We start from the raw sequence: 25,323 nt of genomic DNA, 5'->3' as shown, positions 1-25,323 counted from the left end.
GCTTCCAATTTTCCTTCGGAAGATCCGACAGGCCGGGCGTTGCGCGCCCGGCTTTTTTCGTATTTGAAAAAAGAAGACGTGCAGGCGGTCTCTTAGCTGCCCGCGTCGGGTTCTTTGTAGACGCCCTGCTCCTTCAACGCATCCACCACCTCAGCCGGCATGTATTCTTCATCATGTTTGGCAAGAATTTCAGTGGCTTCGAACACGCCATTCACATAGCGACCGGTGCCGACCATACCCTCGTTCTCCGAGAAAAGATCGGGAAGGACGCCGGAATAGACCACGGGGACAGTCGCCCCGCCATCGGTCACGCTGAAGGACACGGTTGACCCCTGCCCGCGCACGATGGAGCCCTCTTCGACCAGCCCGCCAATGCGGAACACCTCGTTCGGTGCCGGCGGCTCTGCCATCACCTGGCTGGGCGAGCGGAAGAAGTTGATCCCGTCGCGCATCCCATAGCCGATCAGCGCCGTGGACAGGATCAACGCGACCGTCGCCAACGCGATCACCTGGATGCGGCGTTGTTTCTTCAGCGATTTCAGAGCCATGGCATCCTCCCGATTGCGCCCAATTCAATATAGACACAGATGGGCCGCGCGCAAACTGCGGCAGATCAATTTGCCGCAGTCTGAATTGGTTTTTTCTTAACCCCATGGGGACCAAGAGTCTTCGTACGAAGACTCTTGGCGCTGCCCAGAAAATTCTAGGGGAAACACGGGGCCAGCATCAGGCCAGCCGTTTCCTCCAGACCCAGCATCAGGTTCGCGTTCTGCAACGCCTGCCCCGAGGAGCCTTTCGTCAGGTTGTCGAGCGCCGCGACAATGATGGCCCGACCCTCGATCCGGTCCCCCGTCACACCGATATGACAGAAGTTCGATCCGCGCACGTGGTGGGTCGAGGGGGTTTCCCCGAACGGCAATACTTCGATGAACGGCTCATCCGCATAAGCGCTGGCCAGCGCACCATACACCGCCTGCGCATCACCGCTGACATAGCAGGTGGCGAGAATACCCCGGTTTGCCGGGATCAGATGCGGCGTGAACTGGACGCGCACCTCTTCGCCCGCCAAGGCGCTGAATTCCTGATCGAATTCCCCCAGATGCCGGTGCGTGCCCCCAACGGAATAGGCGTTGTAGCCTTCGGACAGCTCGGCATGCAGAAGGCTTTCCTTGAGAGAGCGCCCCGCCCCTGACACCGCGCATTTCAAGTCTAGGATGATGTCCTTGAGCCCGATCACTTTCTCGGCGATCAGCGGCCGCAGGATGTATTGCCCGGTTGCCGCATTGCAGCCCGTGCCGGCCACCAGCCGCGCATCGCGGATCGCATCGCGGTAGAACTCGGTCAGGCCATAGACAGCCTCTTTCTGCATCTCGACCGCCGCATGCGGGTTTCCGTACCACGTCTCGTACGCTGCCGGATCGCGCAGCCGGAAATCCGCGGACAGATCAACGATCTTGAGGTCCGTCGGCAGTTTCGAGATCACCTCCTGGCTGGTCTTGTGCGGCAAGGCACAGAAGCACAGGTCGATGCTCGAAAAGTCGATTTCTTCCCATGTCACAAGTTGCGGCAGATCGAGATGGCGCAGGAACGGAAACACCTGCGCAATCGTCTGACCCGCCTTGGAATTCGCCGCCAGCGCGGCAATCTCCATGTCGGGATGGGTTGCGATGAGGCGCAGAAGTTCGGCTCCGGTATAGCCGCTGGCACCGATGATGGCGATCGAAAGGGTCATGAGAATTCCTGAGGTGGGAGTTGAGGAAACACGTCTGCTACCTTCATGGCAACACGATTCATGTGGCAGCCGGCAGCGCCACGGGATTGTTCATCGTCGGACCAGACGGAATACAACCAGCGTCATCATCGTTTCCTTCTCTGCGTGCGGGATACATCCGAAATACCCGCCGCGCAACCGTTTGACGTTGACACCAAAACTTGCAACCGAACAGGAAAGTTGGTTCCGTAGTGAAATGGGCTACGCGAAAGACAAAAAACCACTCCCACTTTGGCGGTTGTTTTGGAATATGGGCGGGTATTTCACGCTCTTCGGAGCAGCCATTGTCATAGTGACGCTACTCATATTCAACGAGAAAGCTAAGTCCGAACAGGAATTTGCACTGCATGGAGAGGTCGCCACCGCAGAACTTGTCCGCAACTACACAACCCGGAAACGAAAGACCACCGGCACCGTTGGATCCAAAACCGTATACAACTTCTCCCTTCGGTACGAGACCGTTCAAGGCATGGCGGTCTCGAGTGACCGAAGAGTGGAAAGGCATCTTTTTTACGCCTACGACGAAGGCTCTGAATTCGAGATAAAATACCTCCCAGACAATCCTCAGAAAACGCGCATCGGCGATGATGACTACGCAAGAAGTGCCGCCGAGGCGCTTCGGATCGCGATATTGCTCGCCGTTATCACGACAATCATCTCAGGCTATGTCTTGCGCCAGGCGATGGCCGCGCGGCATGCACGCGATCATGGGCGCCGCGAAACTGCAAAGGTTGTCAGAGTCCAGAAAACTTGGGTGCGCGGTGTCAAAGACTGGCAAAGCCGTTTGATCTGGATGGATTCATCAGGGCAGGAACACAAAAGCCGCCTGTATGAATATGATGAAATCAAGGATTTCGAACCCGGGCAGACAATTGCCTTTTACAGAGGAAAGAAACGGGCGTGGTGGACCGGGGACGTAGGCGAAAGAGCCGAAGATTGAAAGACCGCTCCCAATGCAGATACAAGCGTTTGAATGCTCAACCGCTTCTTAGCGTCAGGCCGCTTCAAACGTGATCCGTCGTCGCAGGAACTGCGTTGCATGGTCCGACACGCGCTTCGGGTCGCCCGTGGTCAGGAACATCGAGTCCTCCCCCGGCCCTTTCATGTTCGGATGGCGCTCAAGGTAATCGGCCAGCGACTCGGCCACCAGATTGGCCTGGCTGTAGACAGCGACCTCCGGTCCCAGCGCGTCCTGAAAGATCTCCTGCATCAGCGGGTAATGCGTACAGCCAAGGATGGCCGCCTGCGGGTTGGGCATCTTGCGCTTGAGCGCGTCGACATGGGACCGCACCAATGCTTCGGCCAGGATCATGTCGCCCTCTTCGATGGCATCCACCAGACCGCCACAGGCCTGCGCCTCGACATCGACACCGATGGCGCGGAAGGCCAGTTCGCGCTGGAAGGCGCGGCTTCGCACGGTGGCCGGGGTTGCAAACAGCGCCACGTGTTGAACCGCAACTTCGCGCGGCGGGGAATTGTCGCCCCATTGCCGTTCGGTCAGCGCTTCGATCAGGGGCACGAACACGCCCAGCACACGCTTGTCGCGCGGGATCCAGTTTTCCTGCATCCGCCGGAGTGCCGCCGCAGAGGCGGTGTTGCAGGCCAGAATCACCAGATCGCAACCCGCCTCCCACAGCCGTTCGGTTGCGGCGCAGGTCAGAGTGTAGACGTCGTCGGCATCGCGCACACCGTAAGGCGCGTGCTTGTTGTCACCCAGATAGACGAAGGGCACGTCAGGCAGACGCTTGGACACCGCATCCAGCACCGTCAGCCCACCCAGACCGCTGTCAAATACGCCTACCGCCATATCGCCCTCGCGCATGTGGCAAGGGGTGGCGTTCAGCCGCGCACCCGGTGCCGCTCTTCAAACTCAAGGCCGTAGTCGTAAGACGCGTACGGCGTTGGAGACAGCTCATACGTGGCTTTGCGCAGAAAATCCATCAGCTCTCGCGCGTCTTTTTTGCGCGTGTCGATCTCCGGCGCTGGGATCGGCGCACCGATGACGATCCGCACCGGCGTGTCGACCCGCTTGCGGAACTCTTTGATCAGAAGCCCCATGCGCAGAGTGCTGTGCAGGTGACTGGCCATCTGGAACAGACGGCTGGTGTGACCGTCGAAATAGATCGGCACCACGGCGGCGTTGGATTTGGCAATCATACGGGCGGTGAACCCGCGCCAGCCGGGGTCCATCGGCGTGGCAAAGGGGGTGACGGCGGTGGACACGGTCCCCCCGGGGAACACGCCCACGCAGCCGCCATCACGCAGGTAATCCAGCGCCACTTTGCGCGTCTCGATGTTCTGCGCGACCGCCTCTTTGGTCTCATCGAAATTGACCGGCAGGATGATGCGGTCAAGGTCTTCGGCCTTGCGGAAGACCTTGTGCGCCAGAATTCGGAAATCGCCCCGCGTGACCGACAGGATATGGCCCAGGATCAACCCGTCGAGGATGCCATAGGGATGGTTGGCGATCACGATCAACGGACCGGTCTTGGGGATATTGCCAAGCGACCCGCCCACCACGTCGAGGCTGAGACCGTACCGATCGACCATGACCTCCCAGAAATCCCGACCTTGGGCCACCTCGTCCTGATAACCCGCCGCGCGCTTGATCAGAGCAAGACGCCCCGTGGCGTTTTCCATAAGACGGATTATCGCGCGACCGGGTTTGGAACGGGCGGAATAGGCGTAGGAAATGTCACGGGCGGCGGAGGATGGCACCGATAGGTCTCCGGTCAATCAAACTCGCGCTCTGCTAGCGCGGGTCTGATTATCCGCAAAGATGTAACAGTTCTTTAACGGCTTTATGACGCATCACTCCGCCGCCTGCTTCAACCCCGCCCCACCGGAGCGCAGAACCGCCAGCAGCTCTTCCCGCCGTTTCTCGGCCTTGGCGGCATTGGCGTGCTTGACCGGACCGAAGCCCCGGATCTGCAGGGGCAGTTCGGCCAGGGCCACCAGCGCATCCATGATCTCGGGCTTGGCCTTGGGGAGCCATTCGCGCATGTCGGCCTCGTACTGCTTGATCAACGCGCGCTCCATGCGGCGTTCGTCGGTACGGCCAAACGGGTCGAACATCGTTCCCCTTAACCACTTGAGTTTCGCCAAGAGACCAAAGCCGCGCAGCATCCCTTCGCCGTACTGCTTTTTCACCGGACGCCCGTCCGGTCCGGTCTTGGACAGCATCGGCGGGGCAAGGTGGAAGGTCATCTTGAAGTCACCGCCAAACTGCTCTTCCGCCTTGGCGCGGGTTTCCAGATGCAGGCGGGACACCTCGTATTCGTCCTTGTAGGCCAAGAGCTTGTGATAGCCTTTCGCCACCGCCTCTTTCAGACGGGGCTCCGAGACACCGTCCACCAGCTTTCGGTAGCGTTTGGCATAGCGGGTGCTTTGATATTTTACCAAATGGTCAAATCTGTACGCGATCTTCTCGTCCAGCGTCTTGGGCAGCGGGATCACCTTGGGTTCGGCCACCCGCGCTGCGTCCTCGGGATGCAGTACCGCCCAGCGGCCGATCTCGAAGGCCCGGATGTTTTTCTCGGACGCCGCACCGTTCAACTCGATGGCCTGAACGATGGCGTCATAGGTCAGCGGCACCAGCCCGCGCTGCCACGCGGCGCCAAGGATCATCATGTTGGAAAAGATCGAATCCCCCAGCGTCGCCTTCGCCAGATCGGAGGCATCGAACAGATCGAGCCCGTCCCGCAACCGCGCCTGAAGCGACACGGTCAGCCGGTCGGTCGGCAGGGCAAACTCGGTGTTCCGGGTGAAATCGCCGGTTATGATTTCGTGGCTGTTGACCACCCCGCCCGTGCGCCCCGTGCGCATGAGACCCAAGGTCTTGGCCCCGGCGCTGACCACCAGATCGCCGCCGATGAGCGCATCCGCCTCGCCGGTCGCCACGCGAATGGCGCTGATGTCGGCGGGGGTGTTGGCCAGCCGCAGATGGATATGCACCGCACCGCCCTTCTGGGCGAGGCCAGCCATCTCCATCATGCCGGCCCCCTTGCCGTCGATCTGCGCCGCCTGCGCCAGCACCGCGCCGATGGTGACGACGCCGGTCCCGCCAACGCCTGTCACAACGACGTTCCAAGTGCCGTCGATCTTGGGCAACTCGGGCGCAGGCAGGTCCGGCAGGTCGAGAGATGTGGTCGCGGCCTTCTTCACCTGCGCGCCTTCCAGCGTCACGAAGGACGGACAGAACCCTTTGAGACACGAGAAGTCCTTGTTGCAGGACGACTGATCAATCGCCCGCTTCCGGCCCAGTTCGGTTTCTTTGGGCACGATGGACACACAGTTCGACTGCACGCCGCAGTCGCCGCAGCCTTCGCAGACATCTGTGTTGATGAACACGCGCTTGTCGGGGTCGGGAAACTGGCCCCGCTTGCGGCGGCGGCGTTTTTCGGCGGCACAGGTCTGGATGTAGACAATGGCGCTGACGCCTTCGATTTTCGCCAGCTTGGCCTGCACGGTCTGCAAATCCGCACGTTCCGCAAATTCAACGCCTTTCGGGAAAGAGGTGAGATCCACATCCTCTTTCTCGTCATAGACGACGGCAAGGTGTTTCACTCCCATCGCGGTCAGTTCTGCCGCGATCTGCTGCGGCGACAACCCGCCGTCGTTTTTCTGACCGCCGGTCATGGCGACGGCATCGTTGAAGAGGATCTTGTAGGTGATCGTCGTCCCCGCCGCGATGGCCGCGCGGATCGCCTGCACGCCGGAATGGTTGTAGGTGCCATCACCGATGTTCTGGAACACATGCGGCGTCTTCGAGAACAGCGACTCCCCAATCCAGTTCGCACCCTCGGCCCCCATATGGGTAAAGCCCAGTGTCTCGCGGTCCATCCACTGCACCATGTAGTGACAGCCGATCCCGGCATAGGCGCGGCTGCCCTCGGGCACCTTGGTCGAGCTGTTATGCGGACAGCCGGAACAGAAATACGGAAGCCGCGCCGCAATCTCTTCCGCGTTGTCGGCCTTTCGCGCCTCATCAATCGCCTGCATCCCGGCCCGGATACGGTCGGTGTCGCGCCCTTCTTCGATCAGGATGGTCCCAAGCTTTTCAGCAATCAGGATCGGGTCAAGCGCGCCGCGTGTCGGAAACAGTTCTTCGCGGTGCAGGCCACCCGCACCGCCCTTGTACCAGCCGTAAACACGGACGCGGTTATCGTCGAACAGCGCTTCCTTGATTTGCACCTCGATCAGCTTGCGCTTTTCCTCGACCACCACGATCAGTTCCAGCCCCTCGGCCCAGTCGTGGAACCCGCGCATGTCCAGCGGCCAGGTCTGGCCCACCTTGTAGGTGGTGATGCCCAGCCGCTCGGCCTCATCCGCATCGATGCCCAACAGCGACAGCGCATGCACGAGGTCGAGCCAGTTCTTGCCAGCCGCCACAAAGCCGATCTTGGCCCCCGGCTTGCCCCAGATCCGTTTGTCCATCTTGTTGGCATGGGAAAACGCTTCGGCGGCAAAGCGTTTGTGGTCGATCATCCGCGCTTCCTGCGCATGGGGCGTATCGACAAGGCGGATGTTCAACCCGCCTTCGGGCATGTCGAAATCCGGTGTCACAAAAGACATCCGGTCCGGACGGCCATCGACCACAGAGGTCACTTCGACCGTGTCCTTCATCGTCTTGAGGCCGACCCACAGGCCGGAAAACCGCGACAGCGCAAAGCCATAAAGGCCGTAATCCAGGATTTCCTGCACCCCGGCGGGCGACACAACCGGCATATAGGCATCGATCATTGCCCATTCGGACTGGTGCAGCACGGTCGAGGATTCCCCGGTATGGTCATCGCCCATCGCCATCAGCACCCCGCCATGCGGCGACGTGCCTGCCATATTGGCGTGCTTCATCGCATCGCCCGACCGGTCCACCCCCGGCCCCTTGCCGTACCAAAGACCAAAGACACCGTCATAGCGCCCTTCGCCGCGCAGTTCGGCCTGCTGCGCGCCCCAAAGTGCTGTCACGGCGAGGTCTTCGTTCAGACCTTCCTTGAAGGTCACATCCGCCGCTTTGAGGAACTTTTCCGCGCGGTGCATCTGCATATCGACCGCGCCCAGAGGCGATCCGCGATAGCCGGTGACATAACCCGCCGTGTTCAGCCCCGCCGCCATGTCGCGCGCCTTCTGCATGAGCATCAAGCGCACCAGCGCCTGTGTGCCATTCAGCAAAACGGGCGATTTCGTCAGGTCGAACCGGTCATTCAGAGTGATCTCGGCTTTGGTCATTCAACGCCTCCCCGCGTAAAATGTGCCTCCAGTTTAACACAAATTTAGGTCATAAAGGCTGACCTTACCACAAAATTCTTGTGAATTTTCAGTGATAGGTGAAGTTGTCGTTCATATATTCCTTTATGTCATGTAAAGCGTTTTTAACGATTGAAAGTGTATGTCATGGACTGGGACAAACTCAGAATATTTCACGCGGTCGCCGATGCGGGCAGCCTGACCCATGCAGGAGACTCGCTGCACCTGTCCCAGTCTGCGGTATCACGGCAGATCCGGGCACTCGAGGAATCGCTCAATACCGTGCTGTTCCACCGTCACGCGCGCGGACTGATTCTGACCGAACAGGGTGAGTTGCTGTTCGATGCCACGCGCTCGATGAACAAGCGGATCGAGGCCGCCACCGCACGCATCCGCGACAGCGAAGAAGAAGTCTTCGGTGAACTGCGCGTCACAACCACCATCGGGTTCGGATCGCTGTGGCTGGCCCCACGCCTGCCGAAGCTCTATGAGAAATACCCGGATCTGAATATCGACCTGATGCTTGAAGAGCGCGTGCTTGACCTGCCGATGCGCGAAGCCGACGTGGCCGTGCGGATGAAGGAACCGAGCCAGGCCGACCTGATCCGCAAGCGCCTCATGTCGATCCGCATGCGGCTTTACGCGTCGCCCGAATACCTTGCCACACACGGCGAGCCGCAAACGATCGAGGATATCGCCCAACACCGCCTGATCTGTCAGAACCCGCGCGCCGCACAGGTGAGTGCGGGTATGATGCTTGTGCAACAGCTGTTGACCTATGACATCCGCTCCACCCTGACGGTGAACAATTACTTCGGGGTGCTGCAGTCGGTTCTGTCCGGTCTCGGCATCGGCGTTCTGCCGGATTACATCATCGAGGATTTCCCAAGCGTACGCCGCGTTCTACCTGACGTAGAATCGGTCGAGGTGCCGGTTTTTCTCGCCTATCCCGAGGAGTTACGCCAATCCAAGCGCATCGCCGCCTTCCGCGACTTCGTGCAGGAGGAAATCTTTGCGCATCGGCAGACTCGCAAGGCACTGGAAGGCGAATAAGCCGCGAAACTGTGACCCATGCGCCTCACGCATAACGGGAATGACGTGTGTAATGGGCTATAGGGGTTGCCATGCAACAGAGCGATGACATATTTGGCACATATGAGGTGAAACGCTGATTTGCGCATCATCTTCATACCTCCCTGTTGGACTTCGGCCGAGCTTTTGCTCGGCCTTTTTTTTGCGCGCAGCACATCGCTTGAACAGCACCTTCCGCATGGGCCAAGCGACCAGACAGAAGCCGCTCCTGTGTGTTCTCCTGTTTGCAGATACTTCGAGGGTGAATTGGCCACAGTCCAAGCCGAGCCTGTGCCCCCTTCCCCGTCGAATGGTCACAGGCCCCGCGAAAACCCCGCCGGGTCTTTTCACCACCTCTCGTTTCGCCTAAACCGCCGGCATCTGCGCAACCCACGGGGACATCCGGATGCAAGAGCCAGCCATCACCGAAGAGATCATCTCTGCCCACGGCATCAATGCCGACGAATATGCCGAGATCCTTCGGATCATGAACCGCGAACCCACGTTTACCGAGCTGGGCATCTTTTCCGCGATGTGGAACGAACACTGTTCCTACAAATCCTCCAAGAAATGGCTGCGCACCCTGCCCACCACAGGCCCGCAGGTGATCTGCGGACCCGGCGAAAATGCCGGTGTGGTGGATATCGGTGACGGGCAGGCCGTGGTCTTCAAGATGGAGAGCCACAACCACCCGTCCTACATCGAACCCTATCAGGGTGCAGCGACCGGTGTTGGCGGCATCCTGCGCGACGTGTTCACCATGGGCGCGCGACCCATTGCGGCAATGAACGCGCTCAGCTTTGGGGAAAAGGATCACCCCAAGACACGTCAGCTTGTGCATGGTGTCGTTGAAGGGATCGGTGGATACGGCAACTGCTTTGGCGTCCCCACTGTGGGCGGAGAGGTCCGGTTTCACCGCGCCTATAACGGCAACTGCCTCGTGAACGCGTTTGCCGCCGGTCTCGCGGATGCCGACAAGATTTTCTACTCCGCCGCCAGCGGCGTCGGTCGCCCGGTTGTCTACCTTGGCGCCAAGACCGGACGCGACGGTGTCGGCGGTGCGACGATGGCTTCGGCCGAGTTCGACGACACGATCGAAGAAAAGCGCCCCACCGTTCAGGTTGGTGACCCGTTCACCGAAAAGCGCCTCATGGAAGCCTGCCTCGAGCTGATGCAGACCGGCGCGGTGATTTCCATTCAGGACATGGGGGCCGCGGGCCTCACCTGTTCGGCGGTCGAGATGGGGGACAAGGGCAAGCTGGGCATCCGGCTCGATCTCGAAAAGGTGCCGCAGCGCGAAGCGAACATGACCGCCTACGAAATGATGCTATCGGAATCCCAGGAACGGATGCTGATGGTGCTGGACCCGGCAAAAGAGGCCGAGGCCCGCGCGGTGTTCGACAAATGGGACCTCGACTTTGCCATCGTTGGCGAGACCATCGCAGAGGACCGCTTCCTCATCGTCCACAACGGCGATGTGAAAGCCGATCTGCCGCTGTCGCGGCTGTCCTCCTCCGCCCCCGAATACGACCGCCCCTGGGTTCCGTCCGAAGCGCCTGCCGCGATGGAGGACGTACCGGCGGTCGATCCAATCGATGCGCTCAAGGCGCTGCTTGGCAGCCCGAACTACTGTGCCCGCAACTGGGTGTTCGAACAGTATGACACGATGGTTATGGCCGACACGGTCGAAGGCCCGGGCTGGGGCGCAGGTGTGATCCGTGTCCACGGCACTGACAAGATGCTCGCCTTCACCTCGGACGTGACGCCGCGCTACGTCACGGCGAACCCGGTCGAGGGCGGCAAACAGGCGGTGGCCGAAGCGTTCCGCAACCTCTGCGCCGTCGGGGCCAAGCCGCTGGCGACCACCGACAACCTGAACTTCGGCAACCCGGAAAAGCCCGAGATCATGGGCCAGTTCGTCGGAGCGCTTCAAGGCATCGGCCGCGCCTGCGAGGCGCTGGACATGCCCATCGTGTCGGGCAACGTATCGCTTTACAACGAAACCGATGGTCAGGGCATCCTGCCAACACCGACCATCGGCGCGGTGGGGCTGATCGCGGCGGGCGAAGAGCCGATCCTTGGCCGCGCCCGCGACGGCCATGTGGCACTGGTTGTTGGCGAGTCCCACGGTCATTTGGGCCAGTCCGCTCTGCTGTATGAGGTGTTCAACCGCGAAGACGGCGACGCGCCTGCGGTCGATCTGATCGCCGAGCGCCGCAATGGCGATTTCATCCGCGACAACCGCGAACTGATCAAAGCCTGCACCGACCTGTCGGATGGCGGCCTTGCCCTTGCCGCCTTCGAGATGGCCAGCGGATCCGGCGTTGGTGTCGTGATCGACGACGCCGATCAGGCGATGCTCTTCGGTGAGGATCAGGGGCGCTACCTCGTGGCCTGCAATTTCGATCAGGCCGAGGCGCTGGTCGTGGCCGCCGGTCAGGCGGGTGTGCCGATTGCGACCGTTGGCCGTTTTACCGGTGACAGCGTCCGCCTTGGCGGGTCCGAAGCACCTCTTTCGGAACTGAAAGACCTGCACAGCGGCGCGTTTGCCGGGCATTTCGCCTGATCCCGCATCCGCCAGAACTGTCGCACAAAAAAACGCCCCGGATTACTCCGGGGCGTTTCGCGTTCTGCCGAGGAAAGGACTACTCGGCAGGCATTTCGGCGGTCTCACCACCGCCGACAAGGCTGTCGGGCAGGACAAAAGCCACCAGAACAAAGACAGCGCCGATCGCGATGCCCAACAGATCACCCGAGACGGACATCAGCCCGTCATAGGACGACCCCGGGATGGAGCCGAGGGTCACTTTGCCGCCGGCCAGATCATCGAGCAGACCGGTGGCTTTCCATGCCGGATAGGTCGCCATATACGCCGCTGCACCCAAGAGGCCGCCCGCGATGAAGAAGAGCGCGTCCTTGCGCCCAGAGGCTGCCGCGCAGACGCCTGTACCGGGGCAGTAACCAGACGCGGCCCAGCCAGCACCCAGCATCAGCCCGCCGATGAACACGCCCACGTAGGCCGCTTTCACCGACATGTGGCCGACATCGACAAGACCGATCATCTGGCCGCCGAACATCAGGATCGATCCGACACCGATGGCCAGCAGGATGGTTTTCATCAGGTGCAGCCGCCGTAGCGTCAGCATCCCGCCGATCCAGTTGGGGTTCGTGGCCCCGATCCGGTCCAGCACCGCACCAAACGCGGCACCGATGACAATCGCAAGAAGAATGGAGGTCATGGCTCAGCCCCTTTTGTAGATCAGCATGGCGGTCGGGATGGCAGCGGCAAACGCACCGGCGGCGAAGATGTAGCCCGACAATGCGGTCTGCATCATGCCCGACATCATGTGCCCCGATGTGCAGCCCCCGGCGAGACGCGCGCCGTAAAGCACGATAAAGCCGCCAAGAAAGGCCACCGCGTAGCGCATCATCGGCGTGTCACCGAAGTTTTCGCGCCAGATCGCCGGTGCCACGCGTTCCACCGCATCGATCCCGCCGCGCAACCGCGCCGACAGGAACGCGCCAACGGCCATCGCCAGCACGAAGATGAAGCTGTAATTCAGCGGGTCGGCTGCGGAATTGGCGTATTTGCCGCCCGATTTCGCCATATAGGCGTTTGTCGAGGTATAGCCCTCGTCGGTCTGGGTGATGAAATCAGGGTTCACCGCATCGGCCACGATCCCGTCGAGGATCACAAACTGCGTCGACACCCCGATGGGTTTGACCAGCAGCACGGCGGCGAAAAACACCAGCCCCAGCAGCAGGCCCCCGGTTTTCCAATTAAGTACCATCTGTTCGGCTCCTTCATATTCCTCTTTCAGAATATCAAAAAGCCGCGCTGCCCTGTTTGATCCATGTCAAACGCATTTCCACTTGCAGAATGCCACGCCCAGCGGGCGGCACACGCGTCAACGCGTGTGGGCTTTCCATCGATGGAAAGCCTCCCCGATCTAGAGCATAGCCATCAGCCGGGCCTTTTCGCCCGGATCGTCGGGGCGAGAGATCGCCGCCGCCAGTTCTTCCAGTGACTGGATCGAATGCCCGGCGCGGAAGCTGTCCACATGGGGCAGCATCGCGCGGATGCCTGTTGCCTTGGGCGCAAACCCGTCCCAGCGCAGAAGCGGATTCAACCAGATCAGCCGGCGCGAGGAGAGGTGCAGCCGTTCCATCTCTTTCTCAAGCGCACCCGCATCATCGCGGTCCAGACCGTCGGTGATGAGCAGCACCACCGCGCCCTGCCCCATTACCCGGCGTGACCAGTCGCGGTTGAAGGCATGAAGGCATTGGCCGATCCGCGTGCCGCCTTCCCAATCCTGCGCCTCGGCCCCGGCTGCCTTGAGTGCCGCATCCACATCGCGGGTCGCCAGATGGCGGGTGATGTTGGTCAGGCGCGTGCCAAAGGTGAAGGCATGCACCTTGGCCCAGCCCGCACCTTTTTCATTGGCAACGGCGTGCAGGAAATGCAGCACCATGCGGGAATACTGGCTCATGGAGCCGGAGATGTCACAGAGCACAACCAGATTGGGCCAGCGCGGACGCGGCGTCTTGCGGGCGATGGCTCTGATCTCACCGCCCTGCCGCATGGATTTCATCAGCGTGCGCCGGTAGTCGGCCTGCCTGCCCAGGACCGACGCCTTGCCCCGCCGTGACGGGATCGGCTTTACCGGCAGGGTCAGCTTGGCAAGCATCCGCTTGGCCTCGGCCACTTCGGCGGTGCTCATCTGTTCGAAATCGAGCGTGCGCAGCTTTTCCTCGGCGCTCATGGTGAGCGTCGATTTGATCTCGATCTCGGTGCCTTCCTCGGATTGCTCGTTCTGCGGCACCTCGGGCAAGAGATCATCAAGCAGCGCCTGCGCCGCGCGCTTTTCGCCGGAAGCCGCCGATTTTTCCTCCTGCACACCCCGGATCGCGGGCAGCATGAAGGACATCATGTGTTCCAGATATCGCGGGTCGCGCCAGTAAAGCCGGAACACCTGCGCAAAGATCACCCGGTGTTCGGGGCGGTTCACGAAACAGGCATGCAGCGTCCAGAAGAAGTCCATCCGCTCGGTGAAGCCCGCCGCCTCGACCGCGCGGATGGCGTCGATCACCCGGCCCGGACCGATAGGCAAACCGGCCCGGCGCAGGGCGCGGGCGAAATGGATGATGTTCTGCGCCAGACGCGGATTGTCAGGCAGTTCAAGCGGGATGTATTCGGCCATTACATGGCCGACCGGGGGCGCTGCCCCCGGACCCCCGAGGTGTTTTCAGCCCAAAGAAGCATCATACCGGTTCGAGTGACGCCTTGGCTTCATCGAGCAGGCGTTTGGCCTCGGACCCTTGCAGTTTCTGGATGTCGTCCTGGTATTTCAGGATCGCGCCCAGCGTGTCCGAAATCACCTCTGGCGAGAGGTCGATCACGTCGAGCGCCAACAGGCATTTGGCCCAGTCGATGGTTTCCGCCACGCCGGGTTTCTTGAAGATATCCTCGGTACGCAGGCGCTGCACGAAAGCGACGATTTCGCGGCTGAGGGTTTCGGCGGCTTCGGGTGCGCGGGTGCGCAGGATTTCCACTTCCCGGTCAAAATCCGGGTAATCGACCCAGTGATACAGACAGCGCCGCTTGAGCGCGTCATGCACCTCGCGGGTGCGGTTGGAGGTCAGGATCACGATGGGGGGCTCGGGCGCTTTGATCGTGCCCAGTTCAGGGATTGTGACCTGAAAGTCGGACAGGGCTTCAAGCAGGAATGCCTCAAACGGTTCATCGGTACGGTCGAGTTCGTCGATCAGAAGCACCGGAGGACCATTCTCATCCGGACGCATGGCTTCGAGCAGAGGACGTTCGACGAGGAAATCGGGGCCGAACAGTTCGCGCTGGAGCATCTCGCGGTCGGCATTGCCCGCCGCCTCGGCCGTGCGGATGGCGATCATCTGGGCCGGGAAGTTCCATTCGTAGACGGCGCTGGACGCGTCCAGCCCTTCGTAGCACTGCAGACGGATCAGCTTGCGGCCCAGGGACGCCGCCAGCGCCTTGGCGATCTCGGTCTTGCCGACGCCCGCCTCGCCTTCGAGAAACAGCGGACGGCCCAGTTTCAGCGACAGGAACACCACCGTGGCCAGTGCCCGTCCGCAGACATAGCCGGTGTCGGCCAGCATGGATTGAACGGCGTCGATACTGTCGGGTGTCTGCATGGGGTGCTCCTCTTCAGGGACTTGCTGCCCCGCGCCCGCCCCAAAGGTCAATAGCGCCAAGGTCGCACGTGACGGGCCGGAATTGACGCCTCCAGCGCGACCTGACAGAGTTAGAGCATTGATTTTCCTCAGCCAAGGCGCCTGTTGCCGTGTCCATCACCGCCGTTCTGTGTGTCCGCAACGAGGCGGCCTTCCTCCTGGACTGGCTGGCCTGGCACCGCAGCGTCGGCATTTCGGATTTCGTTGTGGTGTCGAACGAATGTGACGACGGCACAGACACGATGCTGGACCGGCTCGAGGTGTTGGGCTGGCTGACCCATATCCGCAACGCGCCCCCCTATGGCAAGGGCGGCATCCAGTTCAGCGGGTTGAAGCTGGCCGGCAAGACCGAAGCGGTCAAACGCGCGGACTGGCTGGTGGCTGTGGATATCGACGAGTTTGTGAATGTGCATGTGGGTGATCGGACCCTGCCCGCGCTGATCGGGGCGCTGCCTGAGGCAACCGCGATCACGCTGACCTGGCGCAATTTCGGCAATGCGGGGTTTGTGGCCTATGACGACCGGCCCCTGCCGCTGCAATTCACCCGCGCCGGACCGCGCCCGCTTCTGTGGCCTTGGCGCGCAGCGATGTTCAAGACGCTGTATAGAAACGACAAAACCTATCGCAACCTTGGCGTTCACCGTCCGCGCAACCCGGTGGAAGACCGGATCTCGGAGGCCCGCTGGTACGATGGGAACGGGGCCGCGCTGCCCCCCGACATGGCCACAGGCCGCATCTTTTCGGATTACCGTTTGCCACAGCACGGTCTGGTCCAGCTGAACCACTATCCATTGGGTGCGGTGGAAAGCTATGTGCTCAAGGCCGACCGGGGGCGCGCGGTCCACAGCGCGGAGATGCTTGGCCTCGACTACTGGGTGGAGCGCAATCTCAATACCGAAGAGGACACAAGCGCGCTGTCGCTGTGGGACCGCGCGGCGCCGATCCGGGCAGAGCTCGAGTCCGATCCGGAGCTTGCCCGATATCATGCGGCCGCTGTGGCGTGGCGGCGCAACCGGTTCAGGGACCTTCTGACCGAAGACCGCTACCGCGATCTTTATGGCCGGCTTCTGATGACACCTCCCTCTCAGCCGCTCTCCGACCCGGCGGTGGAACGTCTGACCCGCGCCGCCCTGTATCGGCCAGAAACCGGCGAGGAATCTTCATAGAACCCCCTGCATTTCGGCCCAATTTTGCCTAAATCCCACTCTACCCCTGACTGCAAAATAACGACCCGAAAGCGGGCGCAGGTCAATGAGGACATTTTGATGAAGCAGGACGGAACAGACCCGTATCGCCTTTCGCTAAGCGATCTGTGTCCCGCAGAGTGGTACAAGGAACTCGAGGCGCTCGGAACGGAGCACGGATTCTTCGAGCCGCTGGGCAAGCATCACAATGCCGCCTTCATCGAGAAAGGCGACACGCTGCTTGTCAGCTTCGAATCCCTGCCTGCGATCCAGGCTCTGTCTGAAGATGCCCGTCCGGTCGGATTCGACCTTGCCGCGGCGCGTGACTGGTCCTGCCTGACGGTGATCAGCAACCGGGACACGTGGTTTCGTGACCCCGAGGTTTACGGCTTTTTCGACCAGATGACGGATGACGGCTTTTTCGAGGATTTCGATCAAGTCGTTTTCTTTGGCGCCGGGCCGTGTGGCTACGCCGCCTGCGCGTTTTCGGTTGCCGCACCGGGCTCTACCGTGATTGCGCTTGAACCACAGGCCACGCTCGATCCGCGCGTCACCGAGTGGGACGACCGGTTCACCCATATGCGCCGGGTCGATTTCACGGACCGCTATGGCTATGCACCCGACATGCTTGAAGCGGCGAAAGCCGCCTACGTTGTCTATGACCCCCAGCGCCCGCTCGATGCCATGCATGCCGCCCTGTTCGAGCGCAGCGGCACGAAGCGATTCCGCGCGCGCCATCTCGGCGCCGGGATGCAGTCCTATCTCGGCCAGATGGAGGTGCTGGAGCCTCTGGTGACACATGCGGCGGACGGCACGCTGGACGACCAGCTCTTTGCCCAACTCTACCGCAGACGGCGGACCAACACAGCCTACTGCAAGAAGCTCTTTGCGTACCTCGAAGCTCAGGAGCGGACCTACCTTGCCGAAATGGTGTGTTCCTTCATCGTCGATGCCTTCGGCGCACCGCGCTATCGGCGCAAGCTGAAGGCGATGCGCGAGACGCGCACCGGCGAACCCGCGACCGAGTGAACTCTGGTGTACGACCAGTGCGCGTGATACGCGCCGGTCATGACTGATACGCTCACGCTCCGCACACCCGACGACTGGCACCTGCACCTGCGCGATGGCGCGATGCTGCGCGCCGTGGCACCCGAAACCGCACGCCATTTCGCGCGTGCGATCATCATGCCGAACCTTGTCCCGCCGGTTGTGACCGGAGCTGACGCAGCAGCGTATCGCGAGCGCATCCTCAGCGCCCTGCCGGAGGGGTCGTCCTTCACCCCGCTGATGACCCTGTACCTGACGGAAGATACGGATCCCGACGATCTGGCCCGCGCCTATGCCGATGGGATCATCACCGCCGTCAAACTCTACCCCGCCGGGGCAACGACCAACTCGGCCTCCGGCGTGCGGAATTTCGACACCGTCCGCCCGGTACTGGAGAGGATGGCCGAGATCGGCTGTCCGCTCTGCGTACATGGTGAGGTGGTGGACAGCGACATCGACATTTTCGACCGAGAGGCCGTGTTCATCGACCGCGTGCTCGATCCGATCCGCCGCGCCACGCCGGGACTGCGCGTGGTGATGGAGCATATCACCACAATGCAGGGCGTCGAATACGCGTCCGAGGGCGGGCCCGATCTTGGTGCGACGATCACCACGCATCACCTTGTGATCAACCGGAACCACATCCTCGCAGGTGGGATCAAACCGCATTACTACTGCCTTCCCGTCGCCAAGCGCGAAGAGCACCGTCTCGCCCTGCGGCGTGCGGCAACGAGCGGTGATCCGACGTTCTTTCTTGGCACGGACAGTGCCCCACATACGGATGCGAACAAGCTCTTGCCCTGTGGCTGTGCCGGCTGTTTCACAGCGACAAACACGCTGTCGATCCTTGCGCAGGTCTTTGAAGAAGACGGCGCGCTGGACCGTCTGGAATCCTTTACCAGTATCAATGGGCCGAAATTCTACCGCCTGCCGGTGAATGACAGCACCGTGACCCTGATCAGGGGCGCGCCGGTCGAGTATCCCGACCACATCGCAACCGACGACGGACCCGTGACGGTGTTCGATCCGCTTATGCCGCTCAATTGGCGCGTCGCAGACTGACGCAATCCACAAAGAAATCCTCCGCTGCTTAGGCTGATTTCCTGCATGGGAATCAGTGATCTACGGCTGCCCGCACTGTGCCTGCCTGTTCAACAGGCAGGTTATGTATGGCGTGGCGGGCCCGCTCTTGCACGCTAACCGATTGAAAAACAACAACCCAAACTGGTTAACGGCAAGATTGCATCACCCTGTAGGGTGTAAACCAAAGATTACAATTGCGTGTGTCAGATTTTTATTACACACTCACTGCAAACACAGTTTCACGTTTGCAGATCGGCTTTCGAGGGGTGCAGGCCGGTCGCTCTGGGCACCTCGCCCGCTAATCGAGCGCTCCGAACCTAAATTGAACCAACCGAAGGAGGAGTTCAAAAATGTCCACTGACGACGAAGACAAGGTCTGGCCGACGGGTCTGACCTTGAGGGAAGCTGAGGAGGTCCACAGCTACCTGATCGACGGAACGCGCGTGTTCGGTGCCATCGCACTGCTGGCGCACTTCCTTGTTGCCGTGTCCACACCGTGGCTTGGGTAAAGGAGGCTCCACATGAATAACGCAAAAATGTGGCTCGTCGTACCGCCCGCCGTGGGTGTTCCGGTGTTCCTGGGAGCGGTGGCCGTTGGCTCTTTCGCAGTTCACGTCGCCGTCCTGAGCAACACTTCCTGGGTGGCGGATTTCCTGTCCGGTCAGGAGCTTGGAAGCGGCGATATGGCAGCGGCAACGATGATTGCGCCGAAGGCCGACACCGCCAAAGCAAGCTATGTGGTTCCGCAGGCGGATGGCAGCCTCGAAGTGACGATCATCCTTCCGGATGGCACATCGACGCAGGCATTGATCCAGCCGTCACAGTTACGACCCGAGTTGTAACCGTATCACAGCAGTGTGGACCCGGACGCGCCGCGACCGGGCCCACATGTTCCCGGAGTTCAGCCGTTCGCTGGCCTGACCACGGCGCGACCGGCGTTGACTAAGGTGTTCCGGATGTTCGACTACCGTCGCATCGTTCTGACCCGACTGGCCTCGATTGGTCCGCGTTACCTGCCCTTTGCCGATGTGGCATCGGACACGGTCCCGCTGTCCCGCCTGCTGCGGCTTTCACTGTTTCAGGTGACGGTCGGGATGGCGCTGGTACTGCTGGTCGGCACCCTGAACCGCGTGATGATCGTCGAGCTGTCGGTTCCGGCCAGCCTTGTCGGCACGATGCTGGCGCTGCCTATCATCTTTGCCCCCTTCCGGGCCCTGATCGGGTTCAAATCCGATACCTACAAATCGGCCCTCGGGCTGCGCCGCCTACCCTATATCTGGAAAGGCACGCTGTACCAGTTCGGCGGTTTTGCCATCATGCCCTTCGCTCTGCTGGTGCTCTCCGGCTATGGCGAAGCCTACGACGCCCCGCGCTGGATCGGATACAGTTCCGCCGGACTGTCCTTCCTCCTGGTCGGCGCGGGCGTGCACATCGTGCAGACCGTGGGCCTTGCCCTTGCCACTGATCTTGTAGACGAGGCCGACCAGCCCAAGGTGGTCGGCCTGATGTATGTCATGCTGCTCTTCGGCATGGTCATCAGCGCCATCATCTACGGGCTGATGCTTGAAAACTACTCACCCGGACGTTTGATCCAGGTGATCCAGGGCTCTGCGGTCGTCACCGTCGCGGTCAATTTCCTTGCCATGTGGAAACAGGAGGCCCGTGACCGCGTCCGGGCTCAGGCGATGGCTGCGGCCCCCGACATCGCCTTCCGCGATGCCTGGGCACAGCTGATGCAGAATGCGGGCATGATGCGCCTTCTCTTGGTCATCGCGCTGGGGACGTTCGGCTTCGGCATGGCTGACGTTCTGCTAGAACCCTATGGCGGCGAGGCCCTTGGCCTTTCCGTCGCCAGCACCACCAAGCTGACTGCCCTGCTTGCAGGCGGAACGCTCATCGGCTTTGGCGTCGCGTCCCGTATTCTGGGCAATGGCGGTGCGCCATCGGCCACGTCTCTGACCGGGGCGCTGATCGGCATCCCCGGCTTTGCCGCGATCATCTTTTCGGCCTATGGCGGCGGCACACCCGCCTTCCTTGCCGGAACGTTGATGATCGGTCTTGGCGCGGGTCTCTTCGGCCACAGCACCCTGACAGCCACCATGCGGGCCGCACCGCGCGAAAAGGTCGGTCTGGCGCTGGGTGCCTGGGGCAGCGTTCAGGCCACTGCGGCCGGTATCGGCATGGCACTGGCAGGATGGGTCCGCGACACCGTTGTGGCCCTGCCGTCCGAGGCCAATGGCCTTTCGGTCGAAACACCCTACAACGTAGTATTCTCGATGGAGATGGCGTTCCTCGTGGTGGCTGTCCTCATCATTCTCCCGCTCGTCGGGTCCCGCACCGGGGCACGGGCGCAATCCAACCCGGTGGAGGCACCATGACAACAATCATCACTCGGTACTTCGACAGCGCCGATCAGGCCCGGTCCGCAAAACGCGAACTCGTCTACACGAACAAAGTGTCGCCCGACATCATTCGTATCTACGAAGAGCCGAAGGGCGTGGCCGACCGTCTGGAAAAAGCAAACGTGCTGCCCGACACTGCCAAAGCCTATGCATCGCGCATGAAGTCCGGCGGGGCCGTTCTCATGGTGCGCGGCAAATACAAACCGCTGGGTGTGGCCAAGATCGCCCGAAACGTCGCCGCCGCCAAAGGCGCGGTGGACATGGGTGATCTCAACGAGGATGTGTTCGTCAAGGACAAGCACGGGCGTGGACTGAGCGTCATGAGCGACCACCCCTACATGCTCAGCCGTCGCAAAGACCCGTCTGACACACGCCACCACATGGCAGACTGGCCGATCCCGCTGATCAGCCGTCGCAAACCCTATGATGACATGGTGATCGACCGCCATGGGCGCATGGCGAACTGGCCGATCGGCCTCATCAGCCACCGCAAACCGTTCACGGGCTCCATCTTCCCCCGCCATGCCCGCATGGCGAACTTCCCGATCCGCCTGATCAGCCGCCGCAAACCCTATACCGGCTCCATCTTCCCGCGCCACGCGCGGATGGCGAATTGGCCGATCCCGCTGATCAGCCGCCGAAAGCCCTGGGACAGGTTCGCCTTCCCGCGCCACATGCGAATGGCCAACTGGCCCTTCCCGCATCTGATCAACGGCAAGCAGGGCACCAACGCGCTGATGCCGGGTGGTCCGCGAATGGCGAATTTCCCGATCCCGCTGCTCAGCAAGCGCGAACCGTTCGACAAGTCGATCTTCCCGCGCCACGCCCGGATGGCGAAATTTCCCATCGGCCTGATCAGCCGCCGCAAGCCCTATTCCGGATCGCTGATCCCGAGACATGGGCACATGGCCAACATGATCCTGCCGCTGGTGGTCCGCCGCGAAGAGACCAAAGGCAAGGGCTGGTCGTTCTCCCGTATGCTCGGTCTGCCCACGGTAACGCGCCGCTGAAGCACCACATAACAGACAGACCAAAGGGCGGGCGACCTACGCGGGTGCCCGCCCTTTTCCTCTGCGGCAAAACCCGCTAGAGCGGCGCAAACTGCCCCGGAGTGCTGCCATGATCCCGACATCCTACCCCTCGCCCGAGGAAATCGCCCGCCTGACCGCGCGGATGCTGCTGGAAATCGGAGCGGTCAACTTCCGGCCCGAGGACCCCTTCATCCTCGCCTCTGGCCTGCCCTCGGCTACCTATATCGACTGCCGCAAGCTGATCTCCTTCCCGCGCATCCGGTCGACGCTGATGGATTTCCTGACCGTCACCGTCATGCGCAACGCCGGGTTCGAAGCCTTCGACAACATCGCAGGTGGCGAAACGGCGGGCATCCCCTTTGCCGCGATGGTCGCGGAACGCATGGCGCTGCCCATGACCTATGTCCGCAAAAAGCCCAAAGGCTACGGCCGCAACGCCCGCATCGAAGGCGCGATGACCGAAGGCCAGCGCGTGCTTCTGGTCGAAGACCTGACCACCGATGGCGGCTCAAAACTCAGCTTTGTCGATGCGATCCGCGAAACCGGGGCGACCTGCGGCCATACGGCGGTGATCTTCTACTACGACATCTTCCCGGAAACGACGAAGACGCTCGGCGATCACGGGGTGCAACTGCATCATCTCTGCACATGGTGGGACGTGCTGGCCGAGGCCCGCGCTCAGGGCGCGTTCGACGATGCGACTCTGACCGAGGTTGAGGCGTTCCTTAAAGAACCCCGCGCGTGGCAGGACGCCCGGAAGTAACCCCGCTCAGGATCTGGCAGCCCAGAGTCTGCCGCAACGCGCCAATAAGGTCGTCCAGCGTTTCCGCGCTGACATACATGCCGCCGGTGCGATCCGCGAGGCACCGCGCCACCGGCTCAATATAGCTGTCCTGCGGCTGATCGGGCCATGCGAAGTGTTCGCCGCGCACCCGGAAGCCGATCACATGCACCGTCATGTCCGCCCCTGCCGCCAGATCGGCGGCCAACTGGCACGGTGATCCGCCACAGGTCTCTTTGCCGTCTGTCACCAGGACGATCTCGCCGGGTTTGTTCTCGTAATCCAGCACCTGCGCCGCCGCCGCGATGGCTTCGGTCAAAGGCGTCTCCCCAGCCGGGTGCAACTGCTCGATCTGCGAAATGATCCGATCCGCCGCGTCCGGCTCCGGTGGAAACCGCACCACAACGCTGGCACAACTTTCGCGACGTCCGAAGCCATAGGTCACCAAACCGATCCGCCGCGCCGGGGCGACCTGCGGCATCACCGTGCGCACCGCCCGCCGGGCATCAAAGATGCGCGGCTCGTCCAACAGATTGAAGCCCATCTCGGCCATCGAACCGGACCCGTCGAACACCACCATCGCATCCCGCGTGCAGGTCTGCTGTGCATGGGCCGGGGCAAGGCCCACGCCCAACACAACCAAGGCGGTCAGAATCGGTCTCATGTTCTCTGCGCCTTTCCTTTGGGTCACCCAACCGTCGCATGCGCGATGGCGGTCTGTAAACGAAGTGTAACAAAGTTCATCGGCCGCTTGCCGCGTGTTCGCATGGTCACAGCGAGTCGCTGCTGCCACCATATGTTGACGAACGGCGGCCAAATCGCGCAAGATACGGAGGCATCAGCCACTCACAGCTTTTCCACAGGATATACATTTTGCCCTTTGCCGGACATATCGCTACCTCGGTCCCGGGGACAGTTGGGGGTGCTGCATGAACGAGATCACGACATTCAATCCGACCGGGGCAGAAATCCAGAACCCCGAAACCATGCCGCACTCGATCGAGGCCGAGCAGCAGTTGCTGGGCGCGATCCTGACCAACAATGACGTGTTCGACCGCGTGGCTTCGATCATCGGACCGCAGCATTTCTACGATCCGGTCCATGCCCGCATCTTCGAAATCGCCTCCGCCCGCATTGCCAAGAACAACCTCGCCTCTCCGGTGACTCTCAAGGCCTTCATGGAAGATGATGAAGGACTGAAGGAACTGGGTGGCCCCGCCTATCTCGTTCGCCTCGCCGGTGCTGCGATCAGCTCTTTCGCGGTGCGTGACTACGCACAAATGATTTACGACCTCGCCGTGCGCCGCGATCTCATCTCACTGGGCCGCGACATCAGTTCCAAAGCGGCCAAGGTCGATGTCGCATCAGAGCCGCGCGAACAGATCGTCGAAGCGGAACAGGCCCTTTACAAACTGGCCGAACAAGGCCGCAGCGAGAGCGGATTTCAAAGCTTTCTCAAGGCGGTAACGGACGCCGTGAATGTCGCAAACGCCGCCTATCAGCGCGAAGGCGGGCTGGCGGGCATCTCGACCGGGCTGGTGGACATGGACCGCAAGCTTGGTGGCCTGCACAAGTCCGACCTGCTGATCCTTGCCGGACGCCCCTCGATGGGGAAAACCTCGCTGGCCACCAACATCGCGTTCAACATTGCCAAAGCCTATCGCAAAGGCACCCGACCGGACGGAACCGAAGGCACGGTCGAAGGCGGTGTTGTGGGCTTCTACTCTCTCGAAATGAGCGCCGAGCAGTTGGCCGCGCGGATTCTGTCAGAAGCGGCCGAAGTGCCGTCGGAGCAGATCCGCCGCGGCGACATGACGGAAACCGAATTCCGCCGTTTTGTCGATGCTGCCAAATCGCTCGAGGCCTGCCCTCTTTTCATCGACGACACGCCCGCCCTGCCGATCAGCCAGTTGGCCGCCCGCGCCCGCCGTCTGAAGCGGACACACGGGCTCGACGTGCTGATCATCGACTACCTCCAGCTGGTCAAAGGCACTGGCAAGGGTGACAACCGGGTAAACGAGATCTCCGAGATTTCGCAGGGCCTCAAGGCCATCGCCAAGGAGCTCGACATTCCGGTGATCGCGCTGTCGCAGCTGTCGCGTCAGGTGGAAAGCCGCGACGACAAACGTCCCCAGCTGTCGGACCTGCGTGAATCCGGCTCCATCGAACAGGACGCCGACGTGGTGATGTTTGTGTTCCGCGAGGAATACTACAAGGAGCGCGAAAAACCCGGCGAGCACGATCTCGAAAAGATGGCCGCGTGGCAGGAAGAAATGGAACGGCTGCACGGCCGCGCCGAGGTGATCATCGGCAAGCAGCGCCACGGCCCCATCGGGACGGTGGAACTCAGCTTCGAAGGCCGCTTCACCCGCTTCGGTAACCTCATCAAACCGTGGCAGCAGGGCGCGGACGAGATGTAAAGCGGCGCGCCATCGCGTTACCAATTCCGCCGCACTTCAGAGCCAAAGCACTGCGCGAGGGTTTTCCATCTTGACCC

General features: G+C 61.6%; 22 protein-coding genes. 12 read left to right on the top strand and 10 right to left on the bottom strand.

Annotated elements, in window-relative coordinates; translation table 11 throughout:
* Nucleotides 1–92 precede the first annotated feature (92 nt).
* Both ccmE and argC read right to left on the bottom strand, forming a co-directional pair.
* Nucleotides 93–548: a cytochrome c maturation protein CcmE gene (gene ccmE, locus MGEO_RS11190; protein WP_085637323.1), complete on the bottom strand. Its 456-nt coding sequence runs from the start codon at nt 546–548 to the stop codon at nt 93–95.
* A 155-nt stretch (nt 549–703) separates the two neighbouring features.
* Entirely contained in the window at nt 704–1,732 is a 1,029-nt protein-coding gene (gene argC / locus MGEO_RS11185) for an N-acetyl-gamma-glutamyl-phosphate reductase (protein WP_085637320.1), read from the bottom strand.
* A gap of 235 nt (nt 1,733–1,967) precedes the next feature.
* Between argC and MGEO_RS11180 the strand changes: the two genes are divergently transcribed.
* Nucleotides 1,968–2,711, top strand: a complete 744-nt coding sequence (locus tag MGEO_RS11180) for a DUF3592 domain-containing protein (protein WP_158091011.1) — start codon at nt 1,968–1,970, stop codon at nt 2,709–2,711.
* 54 nt (nt 2,712–2,765) lie between these two features.
* Here MGEO_RS11180 and murI read toward each other — a convergent pair whose 3' ends face one another.
* From murI to MGEO_RS11165, 3 genes are all read right to left on the bottom strand, one after another.
* On the bottom strand, nt 2,766–3,578 hold the full coding sequence (gene murI / locus MGEO_RS11175) for a glutamate racemase (RefSeq protein ID WP_085637462.1): 813 nt from the start codon (nt 3,576–3,578) through the stop codon (nt 2,766–2,768).
* A 32-nt stretch (nt 3,579–3,610) separates the two neighbouring features.
* A complete protein-coding gene (locus tag MGEO_RS11170; protein ID WP_233139849.1) occupies nt 3,611–4,489 on the bottom strand; it encodes a lysophospholipid acyltransferase family protein in 879 nt (292 codons plus the stop codon).
* A gap of 93 nt (nt 4,490–4,582) precedes the next feature.
* Nucleotides 4,583–7,999: an indolepyruvate ferredoxin oxidoreductase family protein gene (locus tag MGEO_RS11165; RefSeq protein ID WP_085637311.1), complete on the bottom strand. Its 3,417-nt coding sequence runs from the start codon at nt 7,997–7,999 to the stop codon at nt 4,583–4,585.
* A gap of 165 nt (nt 8,000–8,164) precedes the next feature.
* Here MGEO_RS11165 and MGEO_RS11160 point away from each other — a divergent pair, with 165 nt between their 5' ends.
* Both MGEO_RS11160 and purL read left to right on the top strand, forming a co-directional pair.
* Entirely contained in the window at nt 8,165–9,070 is a 906-nt protein-coding gene (locus tag MGEO_RS11160; protein ID WP_085637308.1) for a LysR family transcriptional regulator, read from the top strand.
* Between the two features lie 424 nt (nt 9,071–9,494).
* On the top strand, nt 9,495–11,654 hold the full coding sequence (purL, locus tag MGEO_RS11155) for a phosphoribosylformylglycinamidine synthase subunit PurL (protein ID WP_085637305.1): 2,160 nt from the start codon (nt 9,495–9,497) through the stop codon (nt 11,652–11,654).
* Between the two features lie 79 nt (nt 11,655–11,733).
* On the opposite strand, the gene MGEO_RS11150 is transcribed toward purL, so the two are convergent.
* From MGEO_RS11150 to MGEO_RS11135, 4 genes are all read right to left on the bottom strand, one after another.
* A complete protein-coding gene (locus MGEO_RS11150) occupies nt 11,734–12,327 on the bottom strand; it encodes a YeeE/YedE thiosulfate transporter family protein (protein WP_085637302.1) in 594 nt (197 codons plus the stop codon).
* A 3-nt stretch (nt 12,328–12,330) separates the two neighbouring features.
* The gene (locus MGEO_RS11145) at nt 12,331–12,879 is read right to left on the bottom strand and encodes a YeeE/YedE thiosulfate transporter family protein (RefSeq protein ID WP_085637299.1); all 549 of its coding nucleotides are present in this window, start codon (nt 12,877–12,879) and stop codon (nt 12,331–12,333) included.
* Nucleotides 12,880–13,038: 159 nt separating this feature from the next.
* A complete protein-coding gene (locus MGEO_RS11140) occupies nt 13,039–14,289 on the bottom strand; it encodes a vWA domain-containing protein (RefSeq protein ID WP_085637296.1) in 1,251 nt (416 codons plus the stop codon).
* Between the two features lie 61 nt (nt 14,290–14,350).
* Nucleotides 14,351–15,259, bottom strand: a complete 909-nt coding sequence (locus MGEO_RS11135; RefSeq protein WP_085637293.1) for an AAA family ATPase — start codon at nt 15,257–15,259, stop codon at nt 14,351–14,353.
* A gap of 149 nt (nt 15,260–15,408) precedes the next feature.
* On the opposite strand from MGEO_RS11135, the gene MGEO_RS11130 reads away from it, so the two are divergent.
* The 8 genes from MGEO_RS11130 to MGEO_RS11095 all read left to right on the top strand — a co-directional run bounded on the left by MGEO_RS11130 (nt 15,409) and on the right by MGEO_RS11095 (nt 22,808).
* Nucleotides 15,409–16,464 carry a glycosyltransferase family 2 protein gene (locus MGEO_RS11130; protein WP_085637290.1) on the top strand — a complete coding sequence of 352 codons (1,056 nt, stop codon included), beginning with the start codon at nt 15,409–15,411 and terminating at the stop codon, nt 16,462–16,464.
* 99 nt (nt 16,465–16,563) lie between these two features.
* On the top strand, nt 16,564–17,511 hold the full coding sequence (locus MGEO_RS11125) for a phosphoadenosine phosphosulfate reductase (RefSeq protein WP_085637287.1): 948 nt from the start codon (nt 16,564–16,566) through the stop codon (nt 17,509–17,511).
* 39 nt (nt 17,512–17,550) lie between these two features.
* On the top strand, nt 17,551–18,591 hold the full coding sequence (pyrC, locus tag MGEO_RS11120) for a dihydroorotase (RefSeq protein WP_085637284.1): 1,041 nt from the start codon (nt 17,551–17,553) through the stop codon (nt 18,589–18,591).
* Nucleotides 18,592–18,962: 371 nt separating this feature from the next.
* Entirely contained in the window at nt 18,963–19,121 is a 159-nt protein-coding gene (pufB, locus tag MGEO_RS11115; protein WP_085637281.1) for a light-harvesting antenna LH1, beta subunit, read from the top strand.
* Nucleotides 19,122–19,133: 12 nt separating this feature from the next.
* Entirely contained in the window at nt 19,134–19,454 is a 321-nt protein-coding gene (locus tag MGEO_RS11110) for a light-harvesting protein (protein WP_085637279.1), read from the top strand.
* A 114-nt stretch (nt 19,455–19,568) separates the two neighbouring features.
* Nucleotides 19,569–20,990 (top strand): PucC family protein, encoded by a 1,422-nt coding sequence (locus tag MGEO_RS11105; RefSeq protein ID WP_085637277.1) that lies wholly within the window; start codon nt 19,569–19,571, stop codon nt 20,988–20,990.
* Entirely contained in the window at nt 20,987–22,024 is a 1,038-nt protein-coding gene (locus MGEO_RS11100; RefSeq protein ID WP_085637274.1) for a PucR family transcriptional regulator, read from the top strand. Before MGEO_RS11105 ends, MGEO_RS11100 begins: the two co-directional genes overlap by 4 nt.
* A gap of 109 nt (nt 22,025–22,133) precedes the next feature.
* Nucleotides 22,134–22,808 (top strand): orotate phosphoribosyltransferase, encoded by a 675-nt coding sequence (locus MGEO_RS11095; RefSeq protein ID WP_085637271.1) that lies wholly within the window; start codon nt 22,134–22,136, stop codon nt 22,806–22,808.
* Here MGEO_RS11095 and MGEO_RS11090 read toward each other — a convergent pair.
* Nucleotides 22,771–23,490 carry a vWA domain-containing protein gene (locus MGEO_RS11090; RefSeq protein WP_233139847.1) on the bottom strand — a complete coding sequence of 240 codons (720 nt, stop codon included), beginning with the start codon at nt 23,488–23,490 and terminating at the stop codon, nt 22,771–22,773. The two genes, MGEO_RS11095 and MGEO_RS11090, sit on opposite strands and share 38 nt — an antisense overlap.
* A gap of 265 nt (nt 23,491–23,755) precedes the next feature.
* Between MGEO_RS11090 and MGEO_RS11085 the strand changes: the two genes are divergently transcribed.
* A complete protein-coding gene (locus MGEO_RS11085; RefSeq protein WP_085637268.1) occupies nt 23,756–25,246 on the top strand; it encodes a replicative DNA helicase in 1,491 nt (496 codons plus the stop codon).
* Nucleotides 25,247–25,323 lie beyond the last annotated feature (77 nt).

The organism is Marivita geojedonensis, assembly GCF_002115805.1.
GTDB classification, from domain to species: domain Bacteria; phylum Pseudomonadota; class Alphaproteobacteria; order Rhodobacterales; family Rhodobacteraceae; genus Marivita; species Marivita geojedonensis.
The sequence above is the reverse complement of the archived record's forward strand: the minus strand, read 5'-3'. Positions and strand labels throughout refer to the sequence as shown.